The sequence below is a fragment of the Streptomyces sp. NBC_01381 genome (genome assembly GCF_026340305.1).
Lineage (GTDB): Bacteria > Actinomycetota > Actinomycetes > Streptomycetales > Streptomycetaceae > Streptomyces.
On sequence record NZ_JAPEPI010000001.1, the window covers coordinates 607,041 to 620,364 of the forward strand.

Sequence of the window (13,324 nt, forward strand, 5' to 3'; positions counted from 1 at the left end):
GGAGGACGTTAGCGGGACGTCAGTCCGGCGTAAGTGGGACGTCAGCGGGCCCCGGCAGTGTGGTGATCACCGCGGAGGACACCGCCGCGGAGACCCAGACCACCGCACGGGGGAACCTCACAATGCGTACCAACCGAATCCGCGCCACCGTCCTCGCCACGGCCGCCACCGCCCTCGCCCTGTCCCTCACCGCCTGCGGCGGCGGCAGCGACAGCGGCTCGGACGGAGCCAAGGCCGACAGCGGCAAGGGCGCCGGCACCACCGTCGACGGGTCGAAGGGCTCGCAGGACTCCGGAGAAGCCTCGGCCGAGACGTCCGGTGGCACCGTCCAGGCCGACAGCGGCCAGGGCTCCGGAGCCACTGCCGCAACTGCCCAGCCCTGCAAGGGCGACGAGATGTCGTACTCCGTACTGCACCGCTTCCCGGCGGAACAGGGCGAGCACCTCCTCATCACCGCCGTGAACGCCGGCACCAAGCCCTGCTGGGTCACCTCGTACCCGTCCGTCATGCTCGGGGACACCACCGACGTCCTGCCCCACACCTCGAAGGACGCCGACGGCGGCACGGCCAAGGTCACCATCAAGCCCGGCGGCAAGGTCTACTCCGCCGTCGCCCTCTTCGCCGACGGCGACCAGACCCACACCTCCTCGCAGCTCTCCCTCGCCCTGCGCGACCAGACCGGCGACAGCGGTCCGGGCTACGACAACGAGGCCTTCGACGGCAAGGGCGCGCCCTCGGAGTTCACCTGGGACACCGCCGAGGTCACCAACTGGAACACCGCCAAGCCGTACGACTTCTGACCGGGAGTGTGGAGGGCGTGACGGGAGTTCACGCCTCCCCCTGCCAGTGCGGCCCGCGGAAGGCTCCGCCCTCGTACATCGGCAGCTTGATCCGCTCGCCGTGGCGGGCGAGCTGGGACCAGGGGCGGATGATGACCTCCGCGCCCAGCCAGGCCAGTTGGCGCGCGGTCGGCTACGGGGTGCGACCTTCGGGGCTGATCCCGGCACCGCGTTACAGTCGGATGATCCCGCTGGATAGGTTCAGCGGGGCCAACCACATGGGGGATCGTCATGGCACTGTTCGGGAACGCGCACACGATCAATCCGGGCAAGGCGCAGCAGGACTACGCGCGGCTGCTCGGGCACGGTGAGCAGGTGCAGGCCGCGTATCTGCTGATCCGCGACACCATGCTCTTCACCGACCGGCGGCTCGTCCTCGTCGACAAGCAGGGGATAACCGGCAAGAAGATCGAGTACCACTCCGTTCCGTACCGGAGCATCACGCACTTCGCGGTGGAGACCGCCGGGCACTTCGACCTCGACGCGGAGCTCAAGATCTGGATCTCGGGCGGCCATGAGCCGATCCAGAAGACCTTCACCAAGGGCGTCGACATCTACGAGGTGCAGGCGATCCTCACGCAGTACGTGGCGCGGTAGCGCTCCGCTGGGAGTGCGGTACTCGTCCGCGAGTCCGTCGTGGCTGGTCGCGCAGTTCCCCGCGCCCCTTCGGGGCGCGGCCTCACACCGCCGCCGGCGCGACGGCCGCTCGCACCGCGGGGACGATCTCCTCGGCCCAGCGGCCGAGTGAGATGTCCAGCGGGGTGTCGCCCACCGGGAAGTGGATGATTCCGGACGCGCCGTGTTCGAGCACGGCGCCGGTCAGCTCTTCCGTCCACTGGGCGACCGAGCCGCCGAGCCAGCGGCCTTCGGCGTCGCGGGTGGCGGTGAGCGGGGTCTCGGTGATGACGCCGGGGATGTTGTAGACCGTGGCGATGTCCTCGGGGGAGCGGCCCGCCGCTGCCGCCGCCTCGTCGATGACGGGGCGGGACTCGCGGTAGCGGGGGCTGAGCCAGTCCGCCGCGTGGCCCGGGATCCAGCCGTCGGCCACCCGGCCGGTCGCGGCGAGGGACTTCGGGCCGACCGAGCCCGTCCAGACCGGGGCAGCCGCGGCGGCAGCCGGCTCCAGGCCGGTGACCTGGTAGAACTCACCGTCGAAGGTCACCGGATCGCCACCGCCCGACAACAGCTTCACCAGGGTGATCGCCTCCTCGAAGGCCCGCACCGCCGCCCCGGGGCCAAGCCGCTCCGTACCGAGTCTGGTGATCTCGTCCCAGAGCCCGCCCACCCCCATGCCGAGCACGATCCGGCCGCCGGAGAGCGCCGACAGCGAGGTCACCGTGCGCGAGAGCATCGGCGCGGGGCGGCTCGGCAGGTTGGTCACGCTCACCAGGCCCGCGATGGACTCCGTACGGCCGAGGACGAAGCCGAGCTGGGCGTACGCGTCGAGACGGGCGCCGTAGTAGGGGTGGTCGGAGACCGTGAAGAGATCGAGCCCCGCCCGGTCCGCACGGACCGCGAGCCGCAACGTCTCCTCGACCTCGTCCACGGCCGTACTGATACCGATCCCGAAATGCACCTTTTCAGCCATACCCTCGCACACCCTTCTCACTAAATAGTTCGTGGTACGAATCTCATCACGCCGCCCTGCCGTATTCTGAGGCAATGGGGAATTCCGAGGGTGAAGAGATGAGGATCGCGACCGCACTGGTGCGCTCCTCGTTCCTGGTGAACGCCGTGTACGCGGAGGCCGCCCGGGAGTACGGCCTCACCGCTCAGCAGGGGCAGTTGCTCTGCGTCCTGATGGGCCGGCCGCTCGGGATGAGCGAGCTCGGCACGATGCTGGGGCTCGCGAAGTCCAGCCTCACCGGCCTGGTGGACCGGAGCGCCCAGCACGGGCTCGTACGGCGCGAGCCCGACCCCCGGGACGGGCGCGCGGTCCAGGTGGCGCTCACCCCGAAGGGCCGCGGCGTCGTCGAGCCGTTCTACGCCGAGACCTGCCGCCGCGTCGACGAGCTGCCGGTCGGCTTCAGCGAGGCCGAGCGCGCCAAGCTCGTGGAGCTCCTCGCCCGGGTGGTGCGGGACAACAAGGTGCCCGCGGTCTTCGCCGACTGAGCCGGCGGGTCACGCCGTGCCGAACAGCTCCGCGAAACGCCCCGCGAAGAGGTCCTTGCCCTTGTACTCGCTGACCGCCTGCGCCGGCAGAACCGTCGGCCCGTCCGGCGTCGGCACCTGCCCCACACCTCCGTCCGGGCCCAGCGGAAGCAGGACGGAGGGGGTCGGCGCGGGGACATAGGTGGCCGCGGGGCGCTCGCCACGCAGCTGGGCGGTGATGTTCTCCGCGATCACCTCTGCGTGCTTCATCGCGTACCCCGCCATCTTGGCCTCCGCGAGGGCGGTGAGATCCCCCAGCGCGTAAATGTGCTCATGGCCGACGACGTTGAGCGTCTCGGTGACCCGGATCTGGCCCTGCGGGGTGCGGGCGCCGGCGAAGGCCTCGTCCCCAAGGTATCCACCGTTGACACGTACGCCGTAGCAACGGAACCAGAGATCGGCGGTGACGGAACCGCCGTCGGTCGTCGCCACGGTGAAGTTCTTCGTACGGCCAGGCTCCGACGGCGGCTCCTCGGCGAGCGCGGTACGGAGCCGCAAGTCGACGCCCAGCACATCCAGTTGGCGGTGCAACTCCTCACGCACCTCCGGCAGGAATCCCGGCATGAGCTGCTCGGCCGGGTCGATGACCGTCACCCGCTTCTCCGGCCACACCGCCTTGATCTCACCCGACAGCTCAAGCCCGACGGGCCCGGCCCCCACGAGCAACACCCTCTCCGCACGCGAGAGTTCATCGTGCGCGGCATGGATACGCTCAAGCGCCTCGCTGGTCACATCCGTATCCGTCTTGGCCGGGAAGGGATACCCGGAGCCCGACGCCAGGACGACGTAGTCGGCATCCACGCGCGCCCCGGATTCCAGGGTGACGCCGGCGACGTCCACCGACGCGGCCCGCTCCCGTATGACCTTGCCGCGCCGCAGCAGCCTGTCGTACGGGAAGAACATGTTGTCGCCCGCCCAGTCGGGCCGGACCAGGGCCCGCAGCGATCCGGCCGCGTGCACGAAGGCGTCCTTGGGCTCGATGAGGACGACGTCGACCTCGTCGTCCAGGGCCTTGGCGACCGAGGCGCCGCCGTATCCGCCACCGATGACCGCGACGGTGCGACGGCCGGCCTGTCCAGCAGTTGTTGCGCGACTCATGGTTCTCGCTCCTGGTGACCCGAAGAGGAAGTAGTTCGTCCCACGAACCATATTAGTTCGCGGAACGAACTGCAATCCGTTCAGGCCATTCATCCCGCCCGTTCAGTCCGTCGGCACGCGGTCCAGGAATCCGTGCACGGTGCGGATGCGGCCGTCGTCGGCGAGCGCGATGACATCGAACCCGGCGACAGGGGCGGACCCGTCGGCCACCGAGACCAGCTCCCACGAGAAGCGCACGATGTGGTGATTGCCGTCGACGGCGCCCGTCTGCCGGAACTTGAAGCCGGGGAACTGCTCGTGCGCCCCGGCGATCACGGCGGCGAGGGCGGCGTGCCCGGAGACGTCGGCCAGCGGGTCGGTGTAGGTGCCGTCCTCGGCCCAGGCGGCGGCCACGGCCTTGGCGACGACGTCGGCGCTCTCGGCGTTCCAGGCCTCGAAGTAGCGGGCGACGGCGGTCTCGTACGCGGCGGTGTCGTGAGCAGTCATGGAAATCAGCCTCCAGCGATTCGATGGCCAACCGGCGTGGTGTGGCGATGAGTTGAGCTTGCCGGGCCGCCGGGCAAGGGTCGATTACGTCCGGGGTAATGCGAACGCGCCAGGACGCTGCCCCGTGTCTTCTCACACGGGTGCGACTGTGCTTGCCTGGGGGACCCTTTCGGTCGCTGGGGCGGGAGTTGACGTATGCGCAAGCCGTGGATCGGTGGAGTCATCGCCGGTGTGCTGCTGCTCGGGGCATGTGGCGACCCGGGTTCCGGCACGGGGGCCGCGCCGGCCGAAGCCCCCCGGGCCGAGCGCCCGGCCGAACCCTCCGGGCCGCCGAAGTCAACCACCCAGCAGCGCGCCGCCGAAAAGCCCCGACCGAAGGCCCCAAAGGTGCTCTACCTAGGGGACTCCCTCGCCATGGAGAACCAGAACGTCCTGGGCGAGCTCCTCCGCGACGAACTGGGCGCGACTTACCGCAGCGCGCCCTACTCCGGCACCACCCTGTGCGACTACCTCGACGACACGGACAAGGACTCCCTCGTCCCCGACAAGCACAAGGCGGCCGCCCTGGTGCGCGCGGAGCGGCCGGATGTCGTGGTGCTGCAGTTCTGGGGCAACGCGTGGGGCTATACGCCGTGCATGGACGGCATCACGTACGACAAGCAGCGCGAGAAGTACTTCGAGCGATACGCGGCCGACGCGGAGGCGCTGGCCGCGCAGATCGACGCGGCGGCGGGGGCGGACGGGCCCCGCGTGGTGTGGGTGCTGCAGGGCCCCGACCCGATCACGCCGGACCGCGTGCGGCGCGTGAACGGCATCTACGAGAGGCAGGCGCGGGCCTCCGGCGGGCGCGTGGCCGACGCGGGCGGCACGGTCGCCCCGGCATCGGACCGATACACCTGGGTCGAGAAGCTGCCGTGCACGGCGTACGAGCGGGAACACCCGAAGTACTGCACGGACTCCGGCAACCGAACGGCCCTGCACCGGGCGGACGACTACCTGCACTTCTGCCTGGCACCGACGACGCCCAAGTCCCGCCCTTGCCCGACCCGTTCACCCGGCATCCGCCGGATGGCGGCGGAGGTTACGCGGGTCGTGGCCGAGGTGTCCTGAGCCCGGGACGGACGACGATCACGCGGCACTTCCGGGTTCGGGCTCGGCTTCACGGGTCACGGCGTCGGCCACGGCGTCCCGGACCTCACCCTTGGCCAGGGTGCGCCCGGGCCCCGCGAAGGTCCGGGAGAACAGCGGCTCGTCCCAGGGCGGTAGTTGATTGGCACCGGGGCCGCCCGGTTGTCCTGAGGTTGGCGGTTCCGGGCCGGGAGTCAAGGGCGCTCCTTCGTCGCGTCGGCTTCGCCGATTCCGCTTCGCTCCACCCTTGACACCCACCCCTCCACCGCGAGAAGCCATATGACCGGGCGGCCACGAAGCGGGGCTCACGGGGACCGCCGGTCGGGTCATCAGGCTTCGCGGCCGGGTGCGGACTGGTTCGTATCAGCGCAGCCGGGTGGGAGGGGTGCGCGGTCGGTTCGGGGATGGGTCCCGGCTTCGTCAAGCGTCTACCGACCGGATCTTCCGGCCCCGGCCGGGAGAGAGGCAGAGAGAGGGGGGTGTGGGGAACCTACTTCGGCAAAGTTGCGTTTCGTAGTGCCGCGCGCCCCCCTTGTGCCAGAACACTACTTTCCCAAAGTAGGTCCCCCACCCCCACCTCTCGACCGGGAAGCGACGGCCACCCCAGAAGATCCGGCCGCCAGACGCTTGACGAGACCGGCACCCATCCCCGGACCGGCCGCGCACCCCTTCAGCGGGCTGCGCTGCTACGAACTAGTCCGCACCCGGCAGCGAAGCCGGATGACCCATCCCCGCAGTCCCGTGAGCCCCGCTTCGTGGCCGCCCGGTCGTCTTCCCTCTCGCGGTGGAGGGGTGGGTGTCAAGGGTGGAGCGAAGCGGAATCGGCGCAGCCGACGCGACGAAGGAGCGCCCTTGACTCCCGGCCCGGAACCGCCAACCTCGGGACAACCGGGCGGCCCCGGCAACTCATCCACTGCCGGGTTGGTCAGCCCAGTCACTCCAACGGCCCGGGCCCGGTCGCGGGGCCCCGGCGGCCGCCCCAGGCTCGGACACACCTGTACAGACAGAAAGAGGGGCGGCCATGAGCAGCGGCAGCGCGTCCAGCAATCCCCCGTCCGGAGGCGCAGGCGGCGCCCCCCGCCGAGGTGCGAGCGCCGAGAATCTCTGGGCATCCGGCGGCACCATGTTCGCCGGCGTCCTGATGCTCATGAACGGCATCCTCGGCATCCTCGAAGGCATCGCGGCCGTCGCGAAGGACGACGTGTACGAGCGCATCGGGGACTACGTCTACAAGTTCAATCTGACCACCTGGGGCTGGATCCACATCGTCCTCGGCATCCTGGTGGCCGTCGTCGGCTACGGGGTCCTGAAGGGCACGTCCTGGGGCAAGGTGACCGGCGTAGTGGTGGCCACGGTCTCGGTGCTCATGCAGTTCATGTGGCTGCCGTACCAGCCCGTGTGGGCATTCATCTCCATCGCGATCGGCGTCTTCGTCATCTGGGCGCTGTGCACGGACCGCTCGGACCGCTCGGACCGCAACGACGCGGGCAGGGCTGCCAAGTCGACAGCCAAGTCCAGTGGGAGCACTGGCAGTTGGGGCACTCCTGGTGGCACCGGCGCAGGCGCAGGCGGATCCGCGACCTCGGGCGACACCGGCAGCGATCCCTACGCCCCCTGACCCCGCCGCTCCGTCGAACGGAACCGCACCATGAGTGCCAGCGCCAGCGACCCCGCGAGCAACCTCCCCTTCGAGGACACCGCCGACTTCGAGAGCGCCGACCGCGGGTTCCTCGGCGCTCTCGTACCGGCCGTGATCAGGACGGACGACGGGCGGGTCGTCTGGGACAACGACGCGTACGGGTTCCTCAGGGGCGACTGCCCCGAGAGCGCCAACCCCAGCCTGTGGCGGCAGGCCCAGCTGTGCGCGCGACAGGGCCTGTACGAGGTCACCGAGGGGATCTACCAGGTCAGAGGCCTCGACCTGTCGAACATGACCCTCGTCGAGGGCGACCGCGGCGTCATCGTCATCGACCCGCTGATCTCCGCCGAGTGCGCGGCCGCCGCCCTCGCGCTCTACCGCGAGCACCGCGGGGACCGCCGCGTCACCGGCCTCATCTACACGCACTCGCACGCCGACCACTTCGGCGGCTCGCGCGGCGTCCTGCCGCGGGGCATCGGCGACGGCGTACCGATCCTGGCGCCCAAGGGGTTCCTGGAGCACGCGGTCAGCGAGAACGTCTACGCGGGCCCGGCCATGACACGGCGCGCGAGCTTCATGTACGGCGACCGGCTGCCGAAGTCGCCCGACGGCCAGATCGGCGCGGGCCTGGGCATGACCACGTCGACCGGCACCTTCACCCTCATCCCGCCCACCGTGGACGTCACCCGCACCGGTCAGGAGGAGGTGGTCGACGGCGTACGCATGGTCTTCCAGCTCACGCCGGGGACTGAGGCGCCCGCCGAGATGAACTTCTCCTTCCCCGACAAGCGCGCCCTGTGCCTGGCCGAGAACGCCACGCACAACATGCACAACATCCTGACCCTGCGCGGTGCCGTGGTCCGCGACGCCCGCGTCTGGTCCCGCTACCTCGACGAGGCCATCGGCTTCTTCGACGAGACGTACGACGTCGCCTTCGCCTCGCACCACTGGCCGACGTGGGGCCGGCGCAACGTGGTGAGGTTCCTCGCCGAGCAGCGGGATCTGTACGCGTATCTGCACGACCAGACGCTGCGGATGATCAACCAGGGGCTGACCGGCCCCGAGATCGCCGAGGAGCTGAAGCTGCCGCCCGCCCTGGAGCGGGCCTGGCACGCGCGCGGCTACTACGGCTCGGTCAGCCACAACGTGAAGGCGATCTACCAGCGCTATCTGGGGTGGTTCGACGGCAATGTCGCCCACCTGTGGGAGCACCCGCCGGTCGAACTGGCCAAACGGTACGTGGAGTTGGCGGGCGGTGCGGACGAGGCCCTTGCCAAGGCCCGGGCGTACATCGACGCCGGTGATCTGCGGTTCGCCGCCACGCTCCTCAACCACATCGTCTTCGCCGACGCCGGGAACACGGCCGCGCGCGAGGCCCTGGCAGGCGTGTACGAGCGGCTGGGGCGCGGGGCCGAGAACGGCACCTGGCGCAACTTCTATCTGACCTCGGCCCTCGAACTGCGCCAGGGGCCCGGCTCCAACGACGTCGATCTGTCCAACCCCGAGGTGGCGATGGCGCTCACTACCGAGCAGCTCATCGACTCGATCGCGGTCACCATCGACGGACCGCGCGCCTGGGACGAGAGCCTCACCATCGACCTCGTCCTCACCGACGAACAGCACCGCCACCGCCTGACCCTGCACAATGGCGCGCTCACCCACCGGGACACCCCGTTCGGCGAGTTCCCGCACACATCGGCGGGGCTCACGCTGACCCTCACCAGGCCCCAACTCCTGGGCGTACTGGCAGGGAAGGGCCTGGGCGGGATCGTGACCGAGGGCGATCCGGAGCTGCTTGCCCGCCTTCTGTCGTACGCGACAAAGCCGGACAGGTCCTTTGGCGTGGTGACCCCCTGAGTCCAGGTCTTCTTCAGCTGGTCACTCGCGTTCCAGGCCGGGAACACCGAGTGCGAAGAGCCCGTCGAGGACCAGGTCCACGCCGACGGCGGCGAGCAGCAGACCGAGCAGCCGTCCGAAGAGCTCGACGGTCGCGTGGTGCGTGCCGCGCATGAGGCGGGCGAGGACGATCACGCAGACCAGGTCCATGGCGATCACGGTCACGTACGCGCCGACGACCGTCGACCGCCACGACCAGGAGTCGCGGGCCGCCGCCTCGATGAGCACGGCCGTCATGGCGAGCGGACTCACGATGTACGGCATCAGCAACTGCCGTACGCCGCTGACGAGATCGGACGCGTCCTGGTCCGAGCCGTCCGAGCCGAGGTGGATTCCGAGGACGAGCCCCACGGCGTAGATGAAGAAGATGAGGCCGCCCGCGAGCTGGAGCGCGGGCGTACTGATGTGGAAGAGGTCGAGCAGCCACGGCGCGGTGAACCCCGCGACCAGGCCCACCAGTACGGCGGCGGCCGACGAGACGAGGGCGATCTTCCGGAGTTCGGCGACCTGATGGTTGTGCGCGAGGCCGCCGAAGGCGAGCAGCACCTTGGGCGGGCCGACGACGGAGAAGAAGGTGATGAATGCGGCGGAATAGCTCAGAGCGTTCACGCACGGAATGATCGCCGCAGAACGGGCTAGAAGGGGGCCGGGCCGCCGTTCGCCTCGACCGTGTCGCGGACGGCGTGGATGAAGGCGTCGACGCTCGGATTCGAGCCCTCCGTCGCCGTGCGCCAGATCAGCGCGACGTCCGCCGACGGGACGTCGTGCAGGGGTACGAAGGTGATGTCCGGCCGCGCGTAGTACTTCTCCACGGATGCCACCACCGGCGAAATCCCCTGCCCCGTGGCCACCAGCGTCATCAGCTCCTGGAAGCCGGCGACGGAGCGGCCGCGGCGGATCGGGCGGCCGCTCGGCGTGCGCGGCGGGACGTGGAAGTCCCACCAGTAGGCGGGTGCGCCGTTGACCACGCCGAAGAACGTCTCGCCCGCCAGCTCCTCCAGGGAGACGCTCGCCCGCCCGGCGAGGCGGTGGCCGAGCGGTACGGCGAGCGCGCGGGGTTCGTTGATGACGACGGGGCCGACCGTCAGGTCCGGCTCCTCCACCGGCAGGCAGGTGAACAGGACGTCGACCGTGCCGCCGCGCAGCGCGCCCAGCGGGTCCTCGAACTGGGTCTCGCGCATCCGCACCTCGCAGCGCGGGCGGCGCTCGCGGAACGTCTCCAGGATCGCGCTCGTCAGCGTGCCGGCGCCGGAGCCGAGGAAGCCGATGGTCAACTCGCCGTCGACGCCGCGCGCTACGCCCTTGGCGCGGGCGAGCGCGGCCTCCATCTCGCTGTGCAGCGGGGCGAGATCGTCGTAGAGCTGACGGCCGAGGGGAGACATCTGCACCCTGCGGCTCGTGCGCTCGAAGAGCGGGGCGCCGATCTTGCGCTCAAGGCGCTTCACGGTCTGGCTGACGCGGGCCTGGGAGAGGAGGAGGCGCTCGGCGGTGCGGCCGAAGTGCAGCTCCTCGGCGAGCGTGAGAAAGGTTTCGAGCTCCTGCCGCTCCACGTGCCCTCCCGGTGAACCGTGCCTGACCTGCATCGATAAGCCTGAGCGCGGTAATCGTTTCATGGATCGCCGTTGATCGGGGGGCGGCATCGGCGGATCTTTGAGGAGTCCGGTTCACCACGGACCGAATTCGCTTCTCTTTCCTCAACTCCCCGGAGATTTCCATGCTTTCGCGTACCCGCAAGTCCGCTGTCGCCGCCACCGCCGCCCTCGCCCTGACGGCGGGCCTCGCCGTCACCGGCGCGCAGGCCTCCGCCGGCCACGAACCCCGCAAGGAGGCGGCCTGGACCGCCGCGTGGGCCGCGTCACCGCAGCGCGCGAGCACCGGATTCAAGCCGAACTGGTCGGAGGACGGCTTCTCCGGTCAGACCCTGCGCCAGGTCGTCCGCGTCACCGAAGGCGGCGACAGAGCGCGCATCCGGCTCTCCAACGCGTACGGCACGTCCCCGCTGCACATCGCGGGCGCGACCATCGCCCGTACGGAGAAGGGGGCCGCGGTCGAGGAGGGCTCGCTGCGGCGGCTCACCTTCGAGGGGAGGCGGTCGGTCTCTATCCCGGCGCACGGCCAACTCTCCAGCGACAAGGCCGGGTTGGACCTGAAGGCCTTCGACTCGGTGACGGTCACGCTGCATCTGGCGCGGACGACCGGTCCCGCGACCTTCCACGCGCAGTCGTTCGCGACGAGCTACCGGGCGGAGGGCGAGCACACCGGGGACACGGGGGCGTCGGCGTTCGACGCGTCGACGGAGTCCTGGTACTTCCTGTCCGGGGTGGATGTGGGCGGGCAGAAGTCCCGCCGCGGGGACGGGAACAGGGACGGGATCGTGCTCTTCGGCGACTCCATCACCGACGGCTTCGCCTCCTCCACCGATCGCAACCGCCGCTGGTCCGACGCCCTCGCCGAACGCCTCGCGCAGGAGGGCACCCCGCGGCCCGTGCTCAACGCGGGCATCGGCGGCAACCTCGTCCTCAACGACTCCGCCTGGTACGGCGAGCGGGGCACGGCGCGGATCGGACGCGACGCGCTTGACCTGCCGGGGGTGGGCACGGTGCTCGTCCTCGCGGGCGTGAACGACATCGGCTTCAGCGAGAGCGACACCCCGACGTACAAGCCCGCGCCGAAGGTCAGCGCGGCGGAGCTGATCGCGGGCCACCGGGCGCTGATCCGCGCGGCGCACGCGAAGGGCGTCAAGGCGGTGGGGGCGACGCTGCTGCCGCTGGGGGGCTCCGACCACTACGGGGAGCGGGCGGCCGCGGTGAGCGAGGAGTTCAACGCCTGGGTGCGGAGTTCGGGTGAGTACGACGCGTACGTCGACTTCGACAAGGCGCTGGCGGACCCCGCTGATCCGGAGCGGATCGCTCCGGAGTACGACAGCGGGGACCACCTGCACCCCAACGACGCGGGGTACCGGGCGATGGCTCGGGCGGTGGACCTGGCAGTGCTGTAGGGGCCCGCTCAGTCCGTCTCGCGCGTGTAGTAGCGGTAGAACGTCACCATGAACACCGCCACCGCGATGCCGAGCGCCATGATCGTGGAGCGCAGGACGGACGGGCCCGGCATCCCCTGGCTGTATGCGTAACCGAACGTCACACCGGCGAAGGTCGCCCACGCCGTCGCGCGCAGTTCGCGCGGCAGGCGGGGCGCCATCGCGTACATGCCCATGAAGAGGGCGGCGAAGAGGACACCGGTGACGATGCCGAGCCAGGCGTTGCCGTCCGCGACCGAACCGGCGTCCCGCTGGACCACCACGATGCCGTACAGAAAGCCCATGACCACGGCCGAGACCCCGGCCCAGGTCGTGCCGGACCCGGCAAGGATCCGCGGTGCGGATGAAGCGGGTGAGGTGGGTGAAGTCGGTGCCGCATGTGCCATGACGGGTCCTCCAGACTCTTTCGCCCCAGTACCAGGGCACACCCGCACCCGCCGAGAGGCAACTCGACGGCATCAGTGGTAGCGGTTGCAGCCGTCCGGACACGGGTCACAGCACGGCTTGTGCTGCGGGCAGGGATCATCCGGCGGCACCGCACACCTCGGCACATGCCTCCCGCCCACGTCGATGTACTCCGCACTCGCCCAGCCCTGCACACCGCCGAGCCAGTACCAGTGCGGATTGCCGAAGACGCTCGTACCGCGTGTCTGGCACTCGACCCGGTCCTGGCTGCCCGACGAAAGACGGTCGACGATCGTGGCGCCGGTGGACGGCGCGTCCCGCACCTTCAGGTCGCCGGGCGAGACGACCTTCCCCCAGATCACGGCGTGATGGCGGTTGTGGTTGTCGCCGTCCGCTGTTGTGGCGGATGCTGGGGAAGCACCCCCGAGTGCCAGAGTGCCACCGGTCAGGAGCGCGGCGGCAAGGGTTCCCAGAACGGCCGGAGTGGTCCGCATGATCGGCCTCCTCGCTCCCCCGTTCCCCCTCCACCCCTTCTCCCCACCTTCCAGCAAACACCCGTTCGGACCAACGCTCCACCGGGCGATGAGTTTGCGCCGCGGCGACGGTCTGACCTCGTAACGGAACGCACTGACCTGGAGAGGGCGT

At 70.2% G+C, this 13,324-nt stretch carries 14 protein-coding genes and 1 pseudogene; 7 read left to right on the forward strand and 8 right to left on the reverse strand.

Annotated elements, in window-relative coordinates:
- Nucleotides 1–122 precede the first annotated feature (122 nt).
- Nucleotides 123–800 (forward strand): DUF4232 domain-containing protein, encoded by a 678-nt coding sequence (locus OG453_RS02960; protein WP_266864211.1) that lies wholly within the window; start codon nucleotides 123–125, stop codon nucleotides 798–800.
- Nucleotides 801–1,070: 270 nt separating this feature from the next.
- On the forward strand, nucleotides 1,071–1,436 hold the full coding sequence (locus tag OG453_RS02965; RefSeq protein WP_266864213.1) for a PH domain-containing protein: 366 nt from the start codon (nucleotides 1,071–1,073) through the stop codon (nucleotides 1,434–1,436).
- Between the two features lie 82 nt (nucleotides 1,437–1,518).
- Here the strand turns inward: OG453_RS02965 and OG453_RS02970 are convergent, their stop codons facing one another.
- Nucleotides 1,519–2,427, reverse strand: coding sequence for an LLM class flavin-dependent oxidoreductase (locus tag OG453_RS02970; protein WP_266864215.1), 909 nt, complete (start codon nucleotides 2,425–2,427; stop codon nucleotides 1,519–1,521).
- 98 nt (nucleotides 2,428–2,525) lie between these two features.
- On the opposite strand from OG453_RS02970, the gene OG453_RS02975 reads away from it, so the two are divergent.
- On the forward strand, nucleotides 2,526–2,951 hold the full coding sequence (locus OG453_RS02975; protein WP_266864217.1) for a MarR family winged helix-turn-helix transcriptional regulator: 426 nt from the start codon (nucleotides 2,526–2,528) through the stop codon (nucleotides 2,949–2,951).
- Nucleotides 2,952–2,960: 9 nt separating this feature from the next.
- Here OG453_RS02975 and OG453_RS02980 read toward each other — a convergent pair whose 3' ends face one another.
- A complete protein-coding gene (locus tag OG453_RS02980; RefSeq protein ID WP_266864219.1) occupies nucleotides 2,961–4,088 on the reverse strand; it encodes an NAD(P)/FAD-dependent oxidoreductase in 1,128 nt (375 codons plus the stop codon).
- A 102-nt stretch (nucleotides 4,089–4,190) separates the two neighbouring features.
- Nucleotides 4,191–4,574 carry a nuclear transport factor 2 family protein gene (locus OG453_RS02985; protein WP_266864221.1) on the reverse strand — a complete coding sequence of 128 codons (384 nt, stop codon included), beginning with the start codon at nucleotides 4,572–4,574 and terminating at the stop codon, nucleotides 4,191–4,193.
- Between the two features lie 195 nt (nucleotides 4,575–4,769).
- Here OG453_RS02985 and OG453_RS02990 point away from each other — a divergent pair, with 195 nt between their 5' ends.
- Nucleotides 4,770–5,684 carry an SGNH hydrolase domain-containing protein gene (locus OG453_RS02990; RefSeq protein WP_266864223.1) on the forward strand — a complete coding sequence of 305 codons (915 nt, stop codon included), beginning with the start codon at nucleotides 4,770–4,772 and terminating at the stop codon, nucleotides 5,682–5,684.
- A gap of 18 nt (nucleotides 5,685–5,702) precedes the next feature.
- On the opposite strand, the gene OG453_RS02995 is transcribed toward OG453_RS02990, so the two are convergent.
- Nucleotides 5,703–5,900 (reverse strand): hypothetical protein, encoded by a 198-nt coding sequence (locus OG453_RS02995; protein ID WP_266869963.1) that lies wholly within the window; start codon nucleotides 5,898–5,900, stop codon nucleotides 5,703–5,705.
- Between the two features lie 925 nt (nucleotides 5,901–6,825).
- Between OG453_RS02995 and OG453_RS03000 the strand changes: the two are divergent.
- Together OG453_RS03000 and OG453_RS03005 are read left to right on the forward strand one after the other, a co-directional pair.
- Nucleotides 6,826–7,164: pseudogene (locus OG453_RS03000) on the forward strand (hypothetical protein); the annotation flags it as partial.
- Between the two features lie 186 nt (nucleotides 7,165–7,350).
- Complete coding sequence (locus OG453_RS03005; RefSeq protein WP_266864225.1) at nucleotides 7,351–9,198, forward strand: alkyl/aryl-sulfatase; 1,848 nt, start codon at nucleotides 7,351–7,353, stop codon at nucleotides 9,196–9,198.
- A 21-nt stretch (nucleotides 9,199–9,219) separates the two neighbouring features.
- Here the strand turns inward: OG453_RS03005 and OG453_RS03010 are convergent, their stop codons facing one another.
- Together OG453_RS03010 and OG453_RS03015 are read right to left on the reverse strand one after the other, a co-directional pair.
- Nucleotides 9,220–9,846: a MarC family protein gene (locus OG453_RS03010; RefSeq protein ID WP_266864227.1), complete on the reverse strand. Its 627-nt coding sequence runs from the start codon at nucleotides 9,844–9,846 to the stop codon at nucleotides 9,220–9,222.
- Nucleotides 9,847–9,872: 26 nt separating this feature from the next.
- Nucleotides 9,873–10,787 (reverse strand): LysR family transcriptional regulator, encoded by a 915-nt coding sequence (locus OG453_RS03015; protein ID WP_266864229.1) that lies wholly within the window; start codon nucleotides 10,785–10,787, stop codon nucleotides 9,873–9,875.
- Nucleotides 10,788–10,951: 164 nt separating this feature from the next.
- Here OG453_RS03015 and OG453_RS03020 point away from each other — a divergent pair, with 164 nt between their 5' ends.
- Entirely contained in the window at nucleotides 10,952–12,235 is a 1,284-nt protein-coding gene (locus OG453_RS03020; RefSeq protein ID WP_266864231.1) for an SGNH/GDSL hydrolase family protein, read from the forward strand.
- A gap of 8 nt (nucleotides 12,236–12,243) precedes the next feature.
- On the opposite strand, the gene OG453_RS03025 is transcribed toward OG453_RS03020, so the two are convergent.
- On the reverse strand, nucleotides 12,244–12,660 hold the full coding sequence (locus OG453_RS03025) for a hypothetical protein (RefSeq protein ID WP_266864233.1): 417 nt from the start codon (nucleotides 12,658–12,660) through the stop codon (nucleotides 12,244–12,246).
- Nucleotides 12,661–12,732: 72 nt separating this feature from the next.
- On the reverse strand, nucleotides 12,733–13,173 hold the full coding sequence (locus OG453_RS03030; protein ID WP_266864234.1) for an SH3 domain-containing protein: 441 nt from the start codon (nucleotides 13,171–13,173) through the stop codon (nucleotides 12,733–12,735).
- Nucleotides 13,174–13,324 lie beyond the last annotated feature (151 nt).